Source organism: Chitinophaga sp. LS1 (assembly GCF_034274695.1).
GTDB lineage: Bacteria > Bacteroidota > Bacteroidia > Chitinophagales > Chitinophagaceae > Chitinophaga.
Genome location: NZ_CP128362.1, coordinates 3,195,345 through 3,212,957 on the forward strand (window position 1 = coordinate 3,195,345; position 17,613 = coordinate 3,212,957).

Below are 17,613 nucleotides of genomic sequence, written 5' to 3' on the forward strand. Positions count from 1 at the left end.
GGCTAGTCAATCTTCTGGTAGAGGCTGTCGGCATTTACTAAGCGGGGCTTGATCAGCGTGCTGTCGCGCAGGTTGCTGGCGCCTTCGATCACTATTTTGTCACCGGCTTTCAGACCACTTTTTACAATGAAGAATTGCCCGTTGTCATTGGCGGTTGTGGTGATAGGCTTACTTATGGCATAATTATCTTTGGTCACGATGTAAGCAAACCGTTTGTCCTGCAGTTCATAAGTAGCGCTTTGTGGAATCACAAGTGCAGAGTCTTCAGACCTTGGGATCCTGAGAATGGCACTGGCACCGCTTTTAATGATGCCCATTGGATTGGGGAAAGTAGCTTTGAACTGAACGGTACCGGTAGCAGTAGCAATGAGGCCACTGGCTGTTTCTACTTTACCTTTCAGTGAATATTCACTGCCATTGGCCAATACCAGTGTTACTGCAGGCAGGTGTTTCACTTTTTCTTCCAGCGTATTACCCGGGATCTTCTCGGAGAAATCAAGCAGTTGCTTTTCGTTCAGGGAAAAGTAGGCGTATACGTTACTTATATTAGAAAGGTTAGTCAGTGCTTCGGTGCTGGTGCTGCTTACCAGGGCGCCGATCTTGTAAGGGATGGTACCGATTACCCCATCAGCAGGCGCTTTGATAATGGTGTAGCCCACATTGGTTTCGGCGTTGGCCAATGTGGCCTGTGCCTGTGCCAGTGCGGCCTGTTTGGATTCCAGTGTATACAGAGCAGATTCCAGCTGGTATTTGCTCACGATATCTTTCTCTACCAGCGGACGTACTTTATTTACATCCATCTGTGCTGCATTTACGTCTGCAACAGCACTTTTGATAGAAGCTCTGGCAGTTAAAACATCTTGTTCATACTCAGGGTTGTTAATAGTAAACAACAGTTGGCCTTTCTTCACATTGGCGCCTTCATTTACATAGATCTCTTTCACATACCCATCTACTTTGGGGCGGACCTCTATGACCTGTTGCCCCTGGATGGTAGCAGGAAAGTCATAGTGTATCGTGGCCTTGATAGGGGCTAACGAAATGACAGCATAGTCCTTTGCCGCGTCGGCCGGGTTCGGAGTCCCTTTTTTGTTATTGCCACAGGACAGCAGTAGAAGTGCTGCGCCGGCGACCGGTAAATAGATCTTCGACATATAAGTATTTAATTATGTACATGACAAAAAAAAGTTCAGCTGATCACAGGGGCATATAGCTTACGGATTAGTTGTTAAAGAGTGTGTTCAGTATCACAGTCTTCCTTTCTTTAACAATATTTTCATATTCCTGTTCATTCAGTCCAAACAAATGCTGATTAAGGGGTTTCACAATAAATGGATAGACTACAAGCGAAAAGAGATTCATAATAAAATGTACCGGGTTGGAGCGCTGAATGGTGCCTTTATCCATTTCCTGTTGTACTTCGGTAATGAACTGCTGCATGAACACTTCCGGTTTATCTTTCAGATAAATACCTTCCTGAATAGAGGCAGTCATGGATATTTCCAGGAAAGGATAGGTCTGCAGGCGTAGCAGTAATATCTCTACGAATTGCTCTATCTTATTCCGGAAGGGCAGTGCAGCACATAGTACAGACTGGGTTTCCCTGATGGATTCCAGTCTGGCTCTTTCAAATACTGTGTCAAACAGCTGGTCCCGTGACTTGAAATAATAATGTATCAGGGTCCGGTTTACCCGCGCTGTATCGGCAATATCCTGTGTAGTGGCGTGCAGACGGCCTTCTGTGAAGAAGACATGCATAGCAGTATCAATGATGTGCTGCTCTGTTTTTTTATCTTTGGACGCCATGTTTAACAAAATTGTTAAACAAAAATAAGGAGAGGGGTGCTTCGATTTGAGACATTACGCCAAATTGGCGATTTTCTGAGATGTAATCGGAAATTTATACGGACATCACTTCCTGTTGAAAGGCACTGGGTCTTTTGTTGGTAACCTGGTAGAATACCTTGCTGAAAGCGGCGATATTACTATATCCTGTTTGATATGCGATCTCGCTTAGTGTCTGGTTTGTCTGCAAGATCATCTCTATTCCTTTCACAACCCGGAGCATTTTCAGGTATTGAACAAAGGACATATCGAGTATATTAGTAAATAAACGGGAAAGGGTCCGGGGGCTGATATCAAATTCATTACTGAGTGACTCTAGGGTGATCTCCTGATCAAAATGGCGGCTGATAAATTGAAGTATGGGGGCCAGTCGTTCATGTGTGGTAGTAGGCAGGGCCACAGGCAGGGTAGTCGTACTTACTTCCGGCAATATATCTTTCAGCGATGCCAGAAACCGGAAGCCGGGGTCGCCAGGTCGTATATGTCCTTTCCAGCGGGTGGTATAGTTGATCATCTGCAACAACAGCTCATTTACAGGATAAATACCCATTTTATTATAAAAAGGGGATTGCTGGTCATCTGAATTATAAAAATAGATGTTACGGGTAGCCGTGAACCTGGAGTGCCGCACCTGGATGTAGTGTTCCTGGTGTTTGGGTATCCATATATAATGGCGTGCGGGTATAACAAAAGATCTGTCCGGCAGGTTACAATATGCGATGCCGCCTTCCACGTAGGTGAGCTGTCCTTTATGATGAGCATGCATCGGCCATTTACGCTCAACCTTATCAATCATGACAAATACAGAATCGGGAATAGTGTCAATATCGGCTAAATACTCTTCGAGGAACATGTGGCGCGTTTGGATAAATAATTGGCAATTTAGATAAAATGGCTCGTTCCCCATAATCCTAACTTTGCATGCAGAATAATGATTATGCAACCGAATACCAAAAGGGTATGTGCATTACTGCCTGTTTTAATTTTTTCGATGTGTGCAGTAGCACAAAAACCTTCCGATATTACAGCCCCAATTCATTTAACACTTGAACAAGTATGGGATAAAGCAGCACAGAACAACAAAAAAGTTCAGATGGCGCATATCCGTGTACAAACCAGTGAAGAATCCCTGAAAGATGCAAAGGCAGAAAGACTGCCGGAGATTGATGTGAGTGGCGCTTATGCAAGAGTAACGAATATGCCTGTGTATGAAGATGGATTTTTTCATACACCTACGCAATATCCAGTGTTACACAACTACTACAAGGTTGGGGGGGATGCTTATTTCAATATATATAATGGAAATAAGACCAACCTTGAAATTCAGAAAGGACAAACGGAACATGCTATAACGAAAGAACAAGAAAATCTGACGCTGTCTGAAGTAAAATTCAGCGCAGCGGTATGTTACCTGGATCTGGTGCGCAGCTGCCGGTTCAAAGAATTAATAGCAAAGGATATAGAAGACCAGCAGAAACAGTTGGCCCACATCCAGGAACTACAGAAGAATGGTGTTGTACTAAAGAGCGATGTGCTGAGAGCACAATTGAGATTATCCCGGCAACAGATGGGGATGGTGCAGATAGATAATGATATTGCAATTGCCCGTCAGAGGTTGGCTATCCTGATTGGAGATGATGAAAATGAGCGCATAGATGCAGATAGTATGCTTACTGATGGCAATGCAATACCGGGAGCTTATGAAGAGTACCTGAATATAGCAGGTACACATGCTTTCCAACTGAAGATTTCAGAAGGAGAATCAGAACTGAAAAAGCTAACGTTGAAGAGTGTAAAGGCAAATGTCTCGCCAAAGGTAGGACTGTTTGCAGAATACAATTTTTCGTATCCGCAAATCATGTTCTACCCTTACGCAGATGCGGCTTATGGATTAGGAATGTATGGTGTAAAAGCAAGCTTTCCTATTTCCTCCTTCTACCATAACAAGCACAAAGAAAAGGCCGCTGTCCTTGAATTAAAAAGAGAAGAAGTAGCGCACGAAGAAACCGGTGATGTAATCAGACAACAGGTAAAAGAAGCTTACCTCCGTTATCAGGAGGCACTGACGAGAATAGATGTGGCAGAGACCAACATCAAACAGGCAACAGAGAACGCAAGGATTGTAAACAACACTTATTTTAACCAATTATCCCTCGTGACCGACCTGCTGGATGCAGACACACAAATGCTCCAGACCCGTTTTGACCTCGTTTCAGCAAAGATCGCAGCACGCGTACAATACTATCAATTACAAAAAGTAATAGGCAATCTATAATTATTATGGCAAATTATGCAAAGACCGATAAGGTGATAACCACTATCACCGGATGGGTAGCCGGTTTAATATTAGTGGGATTGGCGATATGGGGCATCATCACGCTCATGACCCTATATAAATTCGAAGAGACGAATGATGCCCAGGTGGAAGAATACATTAACCCTATCACAAACCGGGTAGTGGGATATGTTACAAAGATCAACTACGAAGAAAACCAGGACGTGAAGAAAGGAGATACCCTGCTCCTGATTGACGACAGTGAATATAAATTACAGCAGCAGGAAGCCAATGCTGCACTGCTGAATGCAAAGGCACAGATCCAGGTAATGGAATCAAGTATCTCTACAACAGCAAAAACAGCAACGGTAACACAGGCACAGATTGCGGCAGCGAAGGCAAAGTTGTGGAAGCAACAACAGGAAATGGACCGTTACCAGAAACTGTTTGATGTGGAATCAGCGACCAAACAACAATTGGAAAATGTACAGACCGCACTGGATGTAGCGAAAGCTGATTACCAGACAGCGTTGAATAACTACGCAGCGTCTGAATCGAAAGTAGGTGATATCAAAGCACAGAAGCAGGCGTTGCTGGCCGAAATAGAGCGTAGAGAAGCCATGCTGGGCCGAAATACACTGGATGTATCCTACACCGTAATTAAAGCCCCATATGATGGCAAAATGGGCCGCCGTACCATCGAAGAAGGACAGCTGGTACAGGCAGGGCAGACACTGGCATTCATCGTGAACCAGACTGCCGGTAAATGGATAGTGGCCAACTTCAAGGAAACACAGGTGCGCCATATGCACATAGGACAGGAGGCAAAGATTGAGATAGATGCTTACCCCGGAAAGATATTTAATGGCCAGGTAGAATCCTTATCTCCTGCTACTGGTTCCAGATTTTCATTGTTACCTCCGGATAACTCAACGGGTAACTTTGTGAAGATCGTACAACGTATACCAGTACGCATCAAATTGACTGACAAAGCAGATGCCGATTTACTACTTCGCGCAGGTATGAATGCAACTGTGAAGATTGCAAAAGCACAATGACAAGAAAACTGACGATATTCAAACCATGGGCTACGGCTTCGGAATGGTTTATCAGGTTTGTGATATTTCTGAACCTGTTGCCAAACCTGCTGATGTTCGGTATCTCTGTATCCAGTGCCCCCGGTTCTGCGGGTTACTATGGCATAGAGCCGGCGGATGTACAGTATTCCATGGTATTGTTCTATGCTTCACTGGCAGGGTTCTTTGCATTGGAAAGGCGATTCTTTCAATACATTGCAACGAAGGAATACCTGTTGATGGGAGCGGTGATACAGATCCTGACTTCTTATGGATGTTATAAAACGCATAACCTGTATATATTACTGAGTCTGCGTTTTATACAGGGTATGGCGAACTGTATTTCATCATCTGTATGTATTACATTAATCTTTAGCCGGCTGCGGAGTAATCGCCAAAGAGAGATCGGGTATTCACTTTTTTATATGAACCTGTTGTGTATTACAGCAGTTAGTGCACTGGTGACAGCGCCGTTATTAGATGCGTTTGATTACAATGTACTGTACAAGTGGATGATCTTTACTTATATACCTGGTACCTTGTTGTTGTTTGTGATGATGAACCCGGTGCGGTTGAATAAGCGGTTTCCCCTGTATCAGCTGGATTGGGCGAGTTTTGTGATATATACTACGGGACTGAGTTTATTAGGATATGTTCTGTTGTATGGGCAGCAGTATTACTGGTTTAGTGATAGCAGGATATTGCTGGCGGCTATAGGTGTAGTGGTATTGGGAGTGTTGCATGTGATGAGGCAGAAATATTTGAAACGACCCTATCTTAGTCTGGATGTGTTTAAGAACAGGAACTATGTGGTGGGGATGGTGTTGATCTTCGTGTTGTACATCTGTAGAGGGGCATTGAATATTACGAATAACTACTTTACGGGGGTATTGGGTATGGATCCAACACATCTGTCTTATATCCTGATGGCGAATGTGACGGGAATTGTATTGGGCGTGTTAGTGAGTTCACGTATGATTATTACCAATGTGAAGATGAGATGGATCTGGTTGATTGGGTTTAGTTTATTGCTGGTGTTTCATCTGTGGATGAACTTCCTGTTTGCCACGATGGCGGATGCGGAGACTTTCATTGTGCCATTGATCACGCAGGGGATGGGTGCGGGTATGCTGATGGCGCCGTTGATTATCTTTTGTATTTCTTCAGTACCGGCGCATCTGGGTAGTACGGCTTCGGCTACGGGGGTATTTTTCCGTTTTGCTGGTTTTTGTGGCAGTATTGCGTTGATCAATTATTTCCAGTTGTATGAGAAGAGCAGGCATTATAACCGTTTTCTGGATAAGTTGACAACATTGGATCCTTTAGTGAATTCCAAATTGGGGGTGTATAAAGCAGGTTTAATGGCGAAGGGATTGCCTGCGGACAGGGCCACGAAAGCTGCAACAGGGTTGTTGTATCGTTCTGCGGATATACAGGCGCAGATCCGGTTTTCGATGGATTATTATTATCTGATCAGTATAATGATCATTGGGGTGATATTGTTGATAGCTTGGATTCCATATTTGAATAAGACGGTGATAGATTTGAGGAGGAACCAACCGGCGCCGGCGGCTTATTAGGTGGATGAAAATTGTTTTTCTGTAAGCAATAGTGAAAATGTCAGTAAGATGATCATTGGTAATACCTGGTATCGTAATACTATCGGTGTAGCAAATACGCTAAAACCGAAGTTGATAATCAGGAATGCAATGGTTAATAGTATAGCAATTCTGAAGGTTACATGTTTCTCTTTTATTTTGCGGTCGGTCAGGAAGAAAAATGCGCAAATGGTAAAGTAAATATTCAATCCCATAAAGAAGAGGGGATAGGGCCGGAATATCCGGCCCTGAAAGTTAATATCAGGTATCAGGGATATTTTATTGCTTTTTAGATCAAACCAGGTGACTGCTGGTTTCCATACATCCAGCTTACCAATATTATAAGAACCAAATTTCTCAAGATAAGGATTGAAGTAGTTCTTCACATTAGGCCATAAATAATAACGGGAAAAGGCCATCGGATAATGCATGATCAACCATTTTCCATATGCATTGTAGACAGGAGACACAGAGCCCCAGGCCTGGAACCAACCTGGCGCTCCATTTAAGTTAGCCCTTCCATAACTAAGCATATAAGGTTTTAAGATAGCCTGTGGCACTTTAATAAAAAAGGTACCCGGTACAGCAGCAAGGTCAGCTTCAGTAGGTGCTTTTGCTTGCCAGAATACTTTTGTTACACTATCCAGCGTTCGGGTGTGTGTAGGTAATTCAGTGCTATCCACATTGATGTGTCCATACATATACAGGGCATTATTAGCAAGTTGCCACCCGCCAAATACAGAGAATTCGGCCGTTCCCGTCAGTTTTTTTGTTTCCTGCTGTGTATATATAATGAATGGAATAATCAATATCCAGGGTAGTAAAACGGCTACCAGTTTTAAATGCCATTTATAATCTGACAGCATGATAGCAATTACCGTCAGCAGCGGATAATAGATGGCTGTATAACGGATAGAAAACGCAAATGCAATCAGTACCGCATGAAAAATGATATTGCCAGTTCGAGGCCGGTGTAACATCCATAAGTATTGTGTGAACAATACAAGACTGATGGCACAAAAGATAGCATCACTTAGAATACAATTAGCCAGTACCAGAAATATTGGATTAAGAAAAAAGAAAATAAATAGCACTATGCTATAGATACGTGAAAGATGATATAGGTAACGTACTGTGAAGAAAAAATACAATAACGCAGTGAGCAGGATGAGGTACTGAATATATACCAGGCCCACATGCGAGGAGGTAAAGAGATGAATAAATGCAATAAACCTGGAATAACCGACAGGCCATAAATTGACGTTCATATGGTAAAGGTTGGTATCAATATAACTATAAGAATCAGAAATGAAATCCGGGTAGGGATAAAAGTGTTTAAATACCATTAGCTGGATGAGCCCAACAATAAAGGCAATCGACAGATACAGTCTATTGGTATTATTCTTGAATATGAAATAAAGGAAAGGTAGAGATGTTCCCATAGAACCAGTTGTAAGGTTTAAAAATGTTAGCCTGGTTAATGGGGATTCAGATAAAGTTAACAAAAATTTGAAAAACTATGAAACAGATTATCATTCTTTCACTTGGCATACTACTACTAAGTAGCTGCGCTTCGGACTACTATGTAGCCGAACGCCCAGCCCCACCACCTGTAATCGTACAACCAGCACCTCCATACCCCGGGGCAGTCTGGATCGGCAATGAATACAGATGGCGCAGTGGTCACTATTACTATGTACAACCTCATTATGTACGCCCACGCCCTAATCGTACATACGTACCAGGACGTTGGAACAGTGGACCGCGAGGCCACTCCTGGCAAAGAGGCCATTGGCGTTAACCGTCGGCCTCCCGTTCAAATTTATCTTTCAATATCTCCTTTAATGGCTTTCTCAGGATCCTCGATTCTGTCCATGCCGAAAAATCAAAAAGCTGTAGCTGGTGTTTTTCATAAGGATCTTGCCTGATCTGCTGAAACACTGTCTGCAGCTTTTTCCATAATGTAATTCTATGTACCATCACAGGAGATAACTCTCCTGCACTGAGAAATTTGATCATCGTCCGTTCTAACAAAAACGCACGTTTATTATCCGGTCGCAGATACCGCCTGAAAGCCCGTGTTTCGTAACGGATGTATTCATAGTTGCCCAGTTCATATTGAATGAGCAGATGTACCAGCCGGAAAGTGCGGTAGAGGGGGAGTGTGCTGTACAAACTGCTTTGTTGTAGTACATGGTCCAGTGCATTGTGTGCATTGTTGATATCTCCATTACCAAGATATACCAGTGCACGTGATAAATAAATTTCTGCACGTTGTACGAGGGTGAGTAATTGAAAGTGTAAGGAAGGTAGTAGCTCCTGTTGTAAAGTGAGTGCGTGGTTAAACTCTCCACTATCAATATGTATAGCTGGTGAATAGATAAATAACAACCGTACAATCATCACACTGAAATAACCGGAAGTAGCTTTGAATCTTAATACCTTATCCAAAAACAGCGACAATTCTTTATATCTTCTTGCCGCCCGCAGACTATATAAAATTCCTTCTATCACCATCAGCTGCTCTCCCGGTGCTTCATACAAAGGCGCCGATTCATAAAAGTATTGCAACGCTGTCGTAAACTCTCCCGCCAGCAAGAAATAATTTGCCTGAAAGAGCAGATGTAATTTCTGATCTGTATTCACCAGTGCTTCCCGCGCAGCCATTTCATCTAATACCTGTCTTTCTACAGGCGTACGTGCAGGGCCGTTGTAGAGCCATTGATATCGTAGTTGTTCATAAAGCGCCTGTTGTTCCTGGTAGTTGTCCAACTGTTTGATGGTAGTAGCAATCTCTGCCTGTTTTTCTTTCAGTTCAATTTCATTGATCTCAGGAAAATTTAATAACTGCAGCAACTGCATTTCCTGTTGCCGGCTCCATAGTGATAATATCCATTGTGCTTTCATGTCTGCCTGTTCTGTCGTCTTTTGTAATTGCTTCAATGCATCTTCATATAAGGATCGTTCTACCAGTATCTCTGCTTTCAGCAGACCAGCTATCAGTGGTTCCCGCTGTAGCCGCATGTGAAGCAGACAATCCAGCAATACCTTATACAAATACTTTCCTGCTACGTCATAACTACTACCAGTATATTGTTGCTGAAAGGCAACTTTTGCTGCAGCAGGCCCGGAAAAAGAATGTCTGTCCAGCAGGTCAAATAGATTGACATAATCTTTGTTCCCCTGTTGCATGGATGAATATAAACGGAAATACCTTTTTTCCGCTTTGGTAAGTGTACTAACAAGCCTGCCAAGCATATCCGCTTTAGCCATAATTCAAGATGTTTTTTAATGTTCAGGGCATTTTTAACGGTTGCTCAACGTGATTATAAGAGGGTAGATGATTCGTCACTACAGCATCATTAACGTGATCAAGGTTGATGTCGGAGACAAAATAAGTTAGATTTTCCTAAGGCAATAATAATGCAGCCTTCTTTCACATAGCATTGTCTGAATTGTATAGGTGTAAAACATAATTTGATACTGAATATCAAATAGATATAAGCCTGTGGTGGCCACCAAAAACGATTTTGGGAATGTCTGAACAGGTGGAAAAATGGTATATTTTTTATCATACAGCTAACTATATTTGAGCTGTTATTCAGTGTTCCCGTTAAGTGCTATGAGCGTTTGTATTTCAACCTTAATCTAAAACATTTAAACTGTAGCCGAATCATAAGTCCATTTCAGCAAACCTAAATAACCTTTAAAAAATGTATTTAAACTAAAACGCTAAATCGTTTTACAATCTTTTCCACGTTTTTGTATTCACGGGTCAGGTTCGTGTTGTTCACCCTATTATACTCCACGTATAACATTTAGCGCCAGGTGTAATCGATTACATCTTCTTTAAACATATTCTCATATGCATCTATCTGTACGGATCATCATCACGTGCCTGGTATTGTATGGCCATAACGTACACTCACAGTCATTACGGAAGGATTCCCTGCCCCTCAGCGCCGACAGCATGCGCATGGAAAGGGAAGTCCTCTACCCTTATAATAGCCTGCAACAATTGCTCAAAGGCAATGCTGCCGGTGTTTATATCCAGGAGCCATCTGCCGAACCGGCATCGATGAGCAGCATTGTATTGCGCGGTACTGCGGTTCCTTATATCAGTGCACGCAATAATTATGAAGCACAGCCTACCATCTTTTTAGATGGTATTCCATTGATCGCTGATCATCCTTTTACTTTCGATATACAGGAGTTTCAGTACAATCATTTAGGCCCGGCCAGCAATATATTTGCAGCCATTGATCTGAATAATATAGAGAGTATTGAGGTGCTCAAAGACTTTGGACAGGCAGCTATTTACGGCCCAAGGGCCGCGAACGGCGGGGTTATTCTGATAAATACAAAAAAGCCTGTAACCGGTAAAAGAAAAATAAGTTTCAACACCTGGTTTGGGATGGTACAGCGCCCACACCTCTATACCACCAATGCTAAATTTGAAAACGATTTCAGGCAGGTATTTTACGATAAATATGCTACGGAAGAAGAAGGTCAGAATTATCCATTATACCTCCGGGATTCGACTAATAATGCCTATTACGGGCCAGGTAACTGGACTGATCTTTATTTCAAAAATACACCTGCCTACGGTATCAATGTCAGCCTTTCCAGCGGCACTGACAGGGCGAATTTCCTCTTTGCCGCCGGCAACCAGCGTTCCGCAAATGCCGCCGATGCGACAAAATCAGATCGCTACAATGCCATGTTTAAGATCAACATGGTGCCGCTCAAAAACTTTACAGTCAGCGCTATGCTCAGCGCCACCCGCCTGGAACGAAAACGCAATCGCTGGCTCCGCGACCGCTTTGCCGAAATGCAATACCTGCCGGATCTGAGTAGTCCACTACCACCCAATAAAACATTCTATGCACAATACCTGAAAGAATGGGACAAATCTTTCGATGATAATAAGACCAATGAAGTGAATGGCTACTTCTCCATTAATTTAAAAATCTCTGACAGCTGGCAGTTTACCTCTCTCTCTGGATTTGATTACAACGAAGGGCTGCGTGATGTATTCTACCCCAGCACCCTGCTGGAAACAGTAAATTATCTCTCTAACTACTTCGGGTATAATCAACGTGTGTTTGTGAATAACACCCTTCAGTTTCAACACCAGTGGGGTAAACACGGTGTGAAAATCGAAGCCGGCGAAAACTTTCAGGCAGACTTCAACCGTTACAACTATGCCTACGCCTACAAAGGACCCAATGACCTGATCAGGGTAAACCTCCTGTATTCTGATAATACTAAAGACAATTACCTGTCGCCCAAGTCATTCAACCACGCACTGATGTTCACCTTTCTGGACAAAGAAAAACATCGCCTGCTGTCATTCTATGGCCGCATGGCTTATCAATACAACAACCTTTTTGACTTTTCCCTCATGATGAGAGCAGATGGCTCTTCCAGTGCACAACCGGACAACTGGTGGTTCTATTCACCCACCTTTACCGCCGGATGGCAACTGAGTACCACATCCAGGCTTCACGCCAGCTGGGGAAGGGTAGGCCGGTTGATGCCGGATGACCGCTTTGGTGAAGGTCCACAGTATACCTCCGACCTTTCATTCAGCAATAACCCTGTTCGCTTTTCGTACAACGGGTTTCCGGGCATCAGCCGTGCCTATTCTTCCGGTTACATCGGCTACGGCATCCGCTGGCCATTTACCGACCAACTGGACATTGGCTGGAACACAAGTTTATTACATGACAGGATCAACCTCGCCGTCGATGTGTATCACAAAACGGATCACAACATGCTGCTGGAAGTGCCTTTCTCTGCTGAATATGGCTATGCCTACCAGTTTAAGAATGGGATGAAAGTCCGCAACATGGGCGTAGACCTGAGCGCCAATGCCATCATCGCTACAAACCACATCAGCTGGCAACCAGGCATCAACCTGAATTACAATCGCAATACCCTCATGGCATTGCCCGGTGGCTTGCAGCAACTCGTAGTAGCAGATGGTACCCGCCTGCTGAAAGTAGGTAGTAGCATCGACCAGTTCTGGGTATTGGAAAATAACGGGATCTACAACCGCGATACCGATATTCCTACCAATCACGCTACCGGCAAGACATTGAACTATAAAGGAATTCCCCTGCAGGCAGGTGATCCTAAATGGAAAGATCAGAATGAAGACGGCGTGATCGACGATAAAGACAAGGTCTTGAAAGGACATGTACTCCCTGTCATCTCCGGTGGTTTCACCAACGATATCAGGTGGAAAGGCCTGACCCTGGGTGTTAACTTTTACTTCACCGCTTTCAGGAAAGTGATGAATGCAGAAATAGCGAACCACTTTGACTTCGTAAACAGAGAAGGGAAGATAGACATGAGTGCTGTAAAGGAAATCACCTTCTGGACCAAAGCCGGCGACTATGATAAATACCCACGTTATAATCCATGGAGTACAGTAGATCCCTATCGCACCGACCAGGACCTCTTCCTGGAAAACGGCGCTTTCCTGAAACTACGTACGCTGTCGCTCACCTACGATGTTACGACCGCCAAGTGGTGGAAAAAAAAGAGCCCGATTCATAACCTCGCGGTATACGCCACTGCCAGCAACCTGTTTACCCTTACCCCTTACACAGGTGGTGATCCTGAACTCGTAGACTATAGCGGCTTTGATACCGGCTACTCACTTCCTTTCTCTAAAACCTACACCATCGGCATAAAAATGGATTTGTAATGAAACGACTATTTATACTGCTGCTCCTGTTCTGTAGTACCAGTTGTAAAAAACTACTGGATATAGATTCCACGCATGCTGTTTCGGAAGAAAACTTCTGGAACTCACACGAAGATACCCGCACGGCCCTTATCGGTGTTTATGGTTTACTCCGTGCCGCCATGGCAGATAACGATGCCTGGTGGATGTATGGAGAACTACGCATGGGCGACTTTCAATCCGTACAGCGTCAGGACCTGAAAGCCATTGTCAAAGGCAATCTCCGGGCCGCTTACCCGTTATTGCAGACATTGTCTAACTGGCGCCGCTTTTATGCCGTGATCAATGCCGCCAATATGTTCATGGAGCACGTAGGTGAAGTAAAGGAACGTGACCCTAAGTATTCAGATCAGAATATGAAAGTGGATATTGCTCAGATGCGCTTTATGCGGGCGTATACCTATTTTTTCCTCGTATCTGTATGGGGCGATGTGCCTTTAATTACCTCCTCCCACGATGGGGAATTTGAGAATAAAGCAAGAGATGACAAAGCAACTATACTGGCTTTTGTAGAAAAAGAATTGCTGGAAGTTGCTCCCGACCTGCCTTATAAATACAGCGTAGACGATCCGCAGCAGCTGGGTCAATACTACAATGAAACCAGCACCCGCTGGGCAGGTGTACTGGCCCGCAAACTCACTGCCTACGCTATTCTGGCACACGTAGCCGCCTATCAGGGAAAATATGTGGATGCCACTGTGTACGGACAGTTTGTACTGGACAACTATTCCAAAGGGGGTAGCTATTATGTAGGCACTGACGAACTGGTGAGAGGCACCGGTTTCTTCCACTGGAAACAGGACAACCACATCCTTGGTTTCAACTTCGACTGGGGCCATGTGGACGCTACTTTCTCCGGTCACCTGGAAGAACTTACACTCGCCAAACCTGTTGTAGACAAAGCATTGCCTGATATCTATGTACCCAAGGATACTATCCTCTCTGTATTTGATCAACCACTGGACGAGCGTTTCAGTCTGGATACCCTGACAGGCATACCTACCTCTGAGCATTACTTCACCAGCTTCAATACCCAGATCCCCATCTTCAATAAAGTGAAGGTGATTCAGGATGGCAATACATCTGATCCTTCATTCAGAATATTTTCCAGCACCATCATCATTACCCGTCTTGAAAATATCACACTGCTACAGGCAGAATCGCAGGCGGTGATCGGTCAGCAACAAAAGGCAATTGACCTGTTGAACACCATTCGCGATCTGCGAAGAATAAAACGTTACGATGCCTCCACCGAAGGCGACCTGATCGACGCCATTTTCAGAGAAAGACGTAAAGAACTGATGGGAGAGGGCTGGCGCTGGTTTGACCTGATTCGTTACAACAAAATCAAACAAAACGATCCATCGTTTATGGCACTCATCAATAATGGTGGTATTTACTGGCCGGTAGCGGATGAAGTCATCACACAAAATCCATTGATCACACAAAATCCTTACTGGCAATGAGTAAATACACCTTGTTTTTTCTGCTGCTCGCCTTTGCTGCCTGTAAAAAGGATAAAGGATATTATGACTATACCAACGAGTTGAAGAAATATGATGGTAATACCTACGACTTTCTGCATAGTCAGCAGCAATACGATTCATTCCTGCTGGCTGTAGACCGCGTTGGATTAACGGATAGTCTCAAGTCAGGTAGTTACACGGTATTCGCACCATCTGATGCCAGCTTTAAACAGGCGATCGAAAACATGAATACCCTGCGTACTATTCAGGGACGTGGCCCTATGTACATCAGTACACTCCCCCAGGAACAACTGGATACACTGGTCTGTCGCTACATAACAAGGGATACCATTTCAGCAGGTAGAATGCAGTTACAGGATGGGCTGGATCTGCCTGCCATCCGTTATGGTTATCCTATGCATGGAAAATTTAGTCGTACAGATGCGGAAGGGCATGTGAACGGTGGACCCGGCATCATTACCTACAGCGATACCAAAGGTGTGATCTATACAGATCGCTGGTCCAATGCAACAACGGTGGCTATTGACATTGTGACCAACAATGGTATTGTGAACATACTTGAAAAAGATCACCAGTTCGGCTTCGACGAATTCATTGGTCGTATGAACCCGACTACCTCTACCCCCTGGAATGACTACCCCTTCTTTATTCCAGGTGTCATTGGCTTAGAGCAATTCAATCGTGGCGGTAACAAAGTCGCTTACCTCGATTTCTCTATTGACAATAGAGGAGGCCAGTACCGCCCTGCGGAAAACGTAGACATCGCTGCTGCTGAAGGCGGTTTCAAAATAGGCTGGACAGAAACAGATGAATGGATGGATTACAGTGTAGATGTGACAGAAACCGGTAGTTATCAAATGATGCTGCGTTATGGTACCTCTGCCGACAATGGGAAACTGCACCTGCTGCTCGATGGGGTGACAGTAACAGGTAGTGCCATGACAACAAAATCTACCGGTGGCTACAGCAATTATACTGATATATATGCCAGCGGTGTGCAGCTGAAAGCCGGTAAGCACCTGTTGCGCCTCTACTTTGACTTTGCAATCTACGACTTACGATTTATAAAACTCATACCCGAAGGCCGCCCTCTACCCATACCCGGTGTGATTACACTGGAAGACTATGATCCGGGAGGCGAAGGCGTAGGTTACCACGATGTGACTACCGAAAACTCAGGTGGTAAATACCGACCCAATGAAAGTGTGGATATCGATTATTCTAGAAATGAAGGTGGCGGTTATCAGGTAGGTTGGACAGATACCGGCGAATGGATGAACTACACGGTAGATGTAAAGCAAACCGGCTACTATGTGGTATCTACCTTAATGGGTAGCCCTAACGACGGCGGAAAATTCCATATAGAATTCGATGGGGTGAACGTCACTGGTTCCGTAGCTGTACCCAATACGACCGATTATCACAAACGGCAGAATGCCACTGCCACCATCTATCTCACCAAAGGCGTCCACGTGATGCGCTTTTATGAAGAAACCGGTGGTTACGATGTAAAGTCCGTCACTTTCAGACCCTTGAACTAATGACCATGAAACGACTGATATTAATATTGCTATTATTCATTTCCTGCCGCAAATGGGCACCAGATGACCTGGATTATCTGAGTGCCAGGGCTGTGTACAATCAGACCGTATTTGCACCTGTAATGGGCAGGACCACGTTGTATTCCCAGATCTTCAATACCGACAATTCCAGTACGCCTATCCAGTTTAAAATACTGAACGTACGTATAAAGAAAACCGGGGAGGCAGTTACCGACCTGGATCAGACTGTAGATGCGCTGGTATGGAAACAAGCCTATACAGGCTATGAGACCTCGCTGGATGAGATCAATGCCAAGCGTACGATAGAAAAACATACTGTATGGGAAATCAGACCTGAATCCGGTGATTTTGTATTGTGGTCAGCGACCGGGTTGCGGGCGCAACCTGATTCAGGTTACCTCTTTGATGTGGAAGCGACGAACTCCGGTGGTAAAAATGTGTATAAGGATATGAGCCTGATGCCCTTTAGGGAACAGCCATATTCACCGTATGAATACGACCCTGTCACTGGTTTACAAAAGGCGACTTATCCCAACACGAATGATTCTTCCATATTCGTATTGCAATACAATCACCCCGGCATTAGCAACATCACTAACGATGATAATAACCTGGACCTGAAATCAGATAGTGTACGTGTATTGTTTCACAAAGCAGGCAATGGCCACAGCGTCACATTTAAGTTTATGGACAAGGATTCCCTGCCTATAGATCCGGCTCAATTCAACCTCACACCCTGGGATAGCCTGATGCACGGATTTGATATACAGCGCACCACGACAGGCGTGACCTATCAGGTCGCCTATCCCATTCCATTGATGCGGTACAAGACCCGCTTTACCAATGGAGATGGTTCTCAGGCATATGTGAAATTCAGTTTTACAAGAGTGGGCTTTGGCAATCTCAGGCAGACAGGCACCATAGATCTTTCCTTCAATATCTATCAGGAAGGAGATTGGGAAATTATCTTCTATTTCAGGAACAACCCCCGGTTCAGGGATGAATAAACAAAGAAA

At 44.2% G+C, this 17,613-nt stretch carries 13 protein-coding genes; 8 read left to right on the top strand and 5 right to left on the bottom strand.

Annotated elements, in window-relative coordinates:
* Window positions 1-2: 2 nt before the first annotated feature.
* The 3 genes from QQL36_RS13430 to QQL36_RS13440 form a co-directional block, all read right to left on the bottom strand.
* A complete protein-coding gene (locus QQL36_RS13430) occupies window positions 3-1,154 on the bottom strand; it encodes an efflux RND transporter periplasmic adaptor subunit (RefSeq protein ID WP_321569982.1) in 1,152 nt (383 codons plus the stop codon).
* Between the two features lie 67 nt (window positions 1,155-1,221).
* Window positions 1,222-1,806 carry a TetR/AcrR family transcriptional regulator gene (locus QQL36_RS13435; protein WP_321569983.1) on the bottom strand — a complete coding sequence of 195 codons (585 nt, stop codon included), beginning with the start codon at window positions 1,804-1,806 and terminating at the stop codon, window positions 1,222-1,224.
* A gap of 94 nt (window positions 1,807-1,900) precedes the next feature.
* Window positions 1,901-2,698 carry an AraC family transcriptional regulator gene (locus QQL36_RS13440; RefSeq protein WP_321569984.1) on the bottom strand — a complete coding sequence of 266 codons (798 nt, stop codon included), beginning with the start codon at window positions 2,696-2,698 and terminating at the stop codon, window positions 1,901-1,903.
* Between the two features lie 84 nt (window positions 2,699-2,782).
* On the opposite strand from QQL36_RS13440, the gene QQL36_RS13445 reads away from it, so the two are divergent.
* From QQL36_RS13445 to QQL36_RS13455, 3 genes are read left to right on the top strand one after another with little or no spacing between them, the layout of a single operon-like run.
* Window positions 2,783-4,120 carry a TolC family protein gene (locus QQL36_RS13445; protein WP_321569985.1) on the top strand — a complete coding sequence of 446 codons (1,338 nt, stop codon included), beginning with the start codon at window positions 2,783-2,785 and terminating at the stop codon, window positions 4,118-4,120.
* 5 nt (window positions 4,121-4,125) lie between these two features.
* On the top strand, window positions 4,126-5,178 hold the full coding sequence (locus tag QQL36_RS13450; protein WP_321569986.1) for an HlyD family secretion protein: 1,053 nt from the start codon (window positions 4,126-4,128) through the stop codon (window positions 5,176-5,178).
* Window positions 5,175-6,776 carry an MFS transporter gene (locus QQL36_RS13455; RefSeq protein ID WP_321569987.1) on the top strand — a complete coding sequence of 534 codons (1,602 nt, stop codon included), beginning with the start codon at window positions 5,175-5,177 and terminating at the stop codon, window positions 6,774-6,776. The genes QQL36_RS13450 and QQL36_RS13455 overlap by 4 nt, the downstream gene beginning before the upstream one ends.
* On the opposite strand, the gene QQL36_RS13460 is transcribed toward QQL36_RS13455, so the two are convergent.
* Entirely contained in the window at window positions 6,773-8,062 is a 1,290-nt protein-coding gene (locus QQL36_RS13460; protein WP_321569988.1) for a hypothetical protein, read from the bottom strand. The genes QQL36_RS13455 and QQL36_RS13460 overlap by 4 nt on opposite strands.
* Before the next feature lie 251 nt (window positions 8,063-8,313).
* On the opposite strand from QQL36_RS13460, the gene QQL36_RS13465 reads away from it, so the two are divergent.
* On the top strand, window positions 8,314-8,595 hold the full coding sequence (locus tag QQL36_RS13465) for a hypothetical protein (protein ID WP_321569989.1): 282 nt from the start codon (window positions 8,314-8,316) through the stop codon (window positions 8,593-8,595).
* Here the strand turns inward: QQL36_RS13465 and QQL36_RS13470 are convergent.
* Window positions 8,592-10,067 carry a hypothetical protein gene (locus QQL36_RS13470; RefSeq protein WP_321569990.1) on the bottom strand — a complete coding sequence of 492 codons (1,476 nt, stop codon included), beginning with the start codon at window positions 10,065-10,067 and terminating at the stop codon, window positions 8,592-8,594. The two genes, QQL36_RS13465 and QQL36_RS13470, sit on opposite strands and share 4 nt — an antisense overlap.
* Window positions 10,068-10,659: 592 nt before the next feature.
* Here QQL36_RS13470 and QQL36_RS13475 point away from each other — a divergent pair.
* Genes QQL36_RS13475 through QQL36_RS13490 form a run of 4 tightly spaced genes read left to right on the top strand, consistent with a single transcriptional unit; the run spans window position 10,660 to window position 17,604 of the window.
* Entirely contained in the window at window positions 10,660-13,509 is a 2,850-nt protein-coding gene (locus QQL36_RS13475; protein ID WP_321569991.1) for a SusC/RagA family TonB-linked outer membrane protein, read from the top strand.
* Window positions 13,509-15,014: a RagB/SusD family nutrient uptake outer membrane protein gene (locus QQL36_RS13480; protein ID WP_083721275.1), complete on the top strand. Its 1,506-nt coding sequence runs from the start codon at window positions 13,509-13,511 to the stop codon at window positions 15,012-15,014. The genes QQL36_RS13475 and QQL36_RS13480 overlap by 1 nt, the downstream gene beginning before the upstream one ends.
* Window positions 15,011-16,576 (top strand): carbohydrate-binding protein, encoded by a 1,566-nt coding sequence (locus QQL36_RS13485; RefSeq protein ID WP_083721276.1) that lies wholly within the window; start codon window positions 15,011-15,013, stop codon window positions 16,574-16,576. The genes QQL36_RS13480 and QQL36_RS13485 overlap by 4 nt, the downstream gene beginning before the upstream one ends.
* 5 nt (window positions 16,577-16,581) lie before the next feature.
* Complete coding sequence (locus QQL36_RS13490) at window positions 16,582-17,604, top strand: DUF5007 domain-containing protein (protein ID WP_179090985.1); 1,023 nt, start codon at window positions 16,582-16,584, stop codon at window positions 17,602-17,604.
* Window positions 17,605-17,613: the final 9 nt, after the last annotated feature.

Coding starts and splice junctions, on each gene's coding strand:
- QQL36_RS13430 (WP_321569982.1), bottom strand. CDS start 1,154: ATGTCGAAGATCTATTTACCGGTCGCCGGCGCAGCACTTCTACTGCTG.
- QQL36_RS13435 (WP_321569983.1), bottom strand. CDS start 1,806: ATGGCGTCCAAAGATAAAAAAACAGAGCAGCACATCATTGATACTGCT.
- QQL36_RS13440 (WP_321569984.1), bottom strand. CDS start 2,698: ATGTTCCTCGAAGAGTATTTAGCCGATATTGACACTATTCCCGATTCT.
- QQL36_RS13445 (WP_321569985.1), top strand. CDS start 2,783: ATGCAACCGAATACCAAAAGGGTATGTGCATTACTGCCTGTTTTAATT.
- QQL36_RS13450 (WP_321569986.1), top strand. CDS start 4,126: ATGGCAAATTATGCAAAGACCGATAAGGTGATAACCACTATCACCGGA.
- QQL36_RS13455 (WP_321569987.1), top strand. CDS start 5,175: ATGACAAGAAAACTGACGATATTCAAACCATGGGCTACGGCTTCGGAA.
- QQL36_RS13460 (WP_321569988.1), bottom strand. CDS start 8,062: ATGAACGTCAATTTATGGCCTGTCGGTTATTCCAGGTTTATTGCATTT.
- QQL36_RS13465 (WP_321569989.1), top strand. CDS start 8,314: ATGAAACAGATTATCATTCTTTCACTTGGCATACTACTACTAAGTAGC.
- QQL36_RS13470 (WP_321569990.1), bottom strand. CDS start 10,067: ATGGCTAAAGCGGATATGCTTGGCAGGCTTGTTAGTACACTTACCAAA.
- QQL36_RS13475 (WP_321569991.1), top strand. CDS start 10,660: ATGCATCTATCTGTACGGATCATCATCACGTGCCTGGTATTGTATGGC.
- QQL36_RS13480 (WP_083721275.1), top strand. CDS start 13,509: ATGAAACGACTATTTATACTGCTGCTCCTGTTCTGTAGTACCAGTTGT.
- QQL36_RS13485 (WP_083721276.1), top strand. CDS start 15,011: ATGAGTAAATACACCTTGTTTTTTCTGCTGCTCGCCTTTGCTGCCTGT.
- QQL36_RS13490 (WP_179090985.1), top strand. CDS start 16,582: ATGAAACGACTGATATTAATATTGCTATTATTCATTTCCTGCCGCAAA.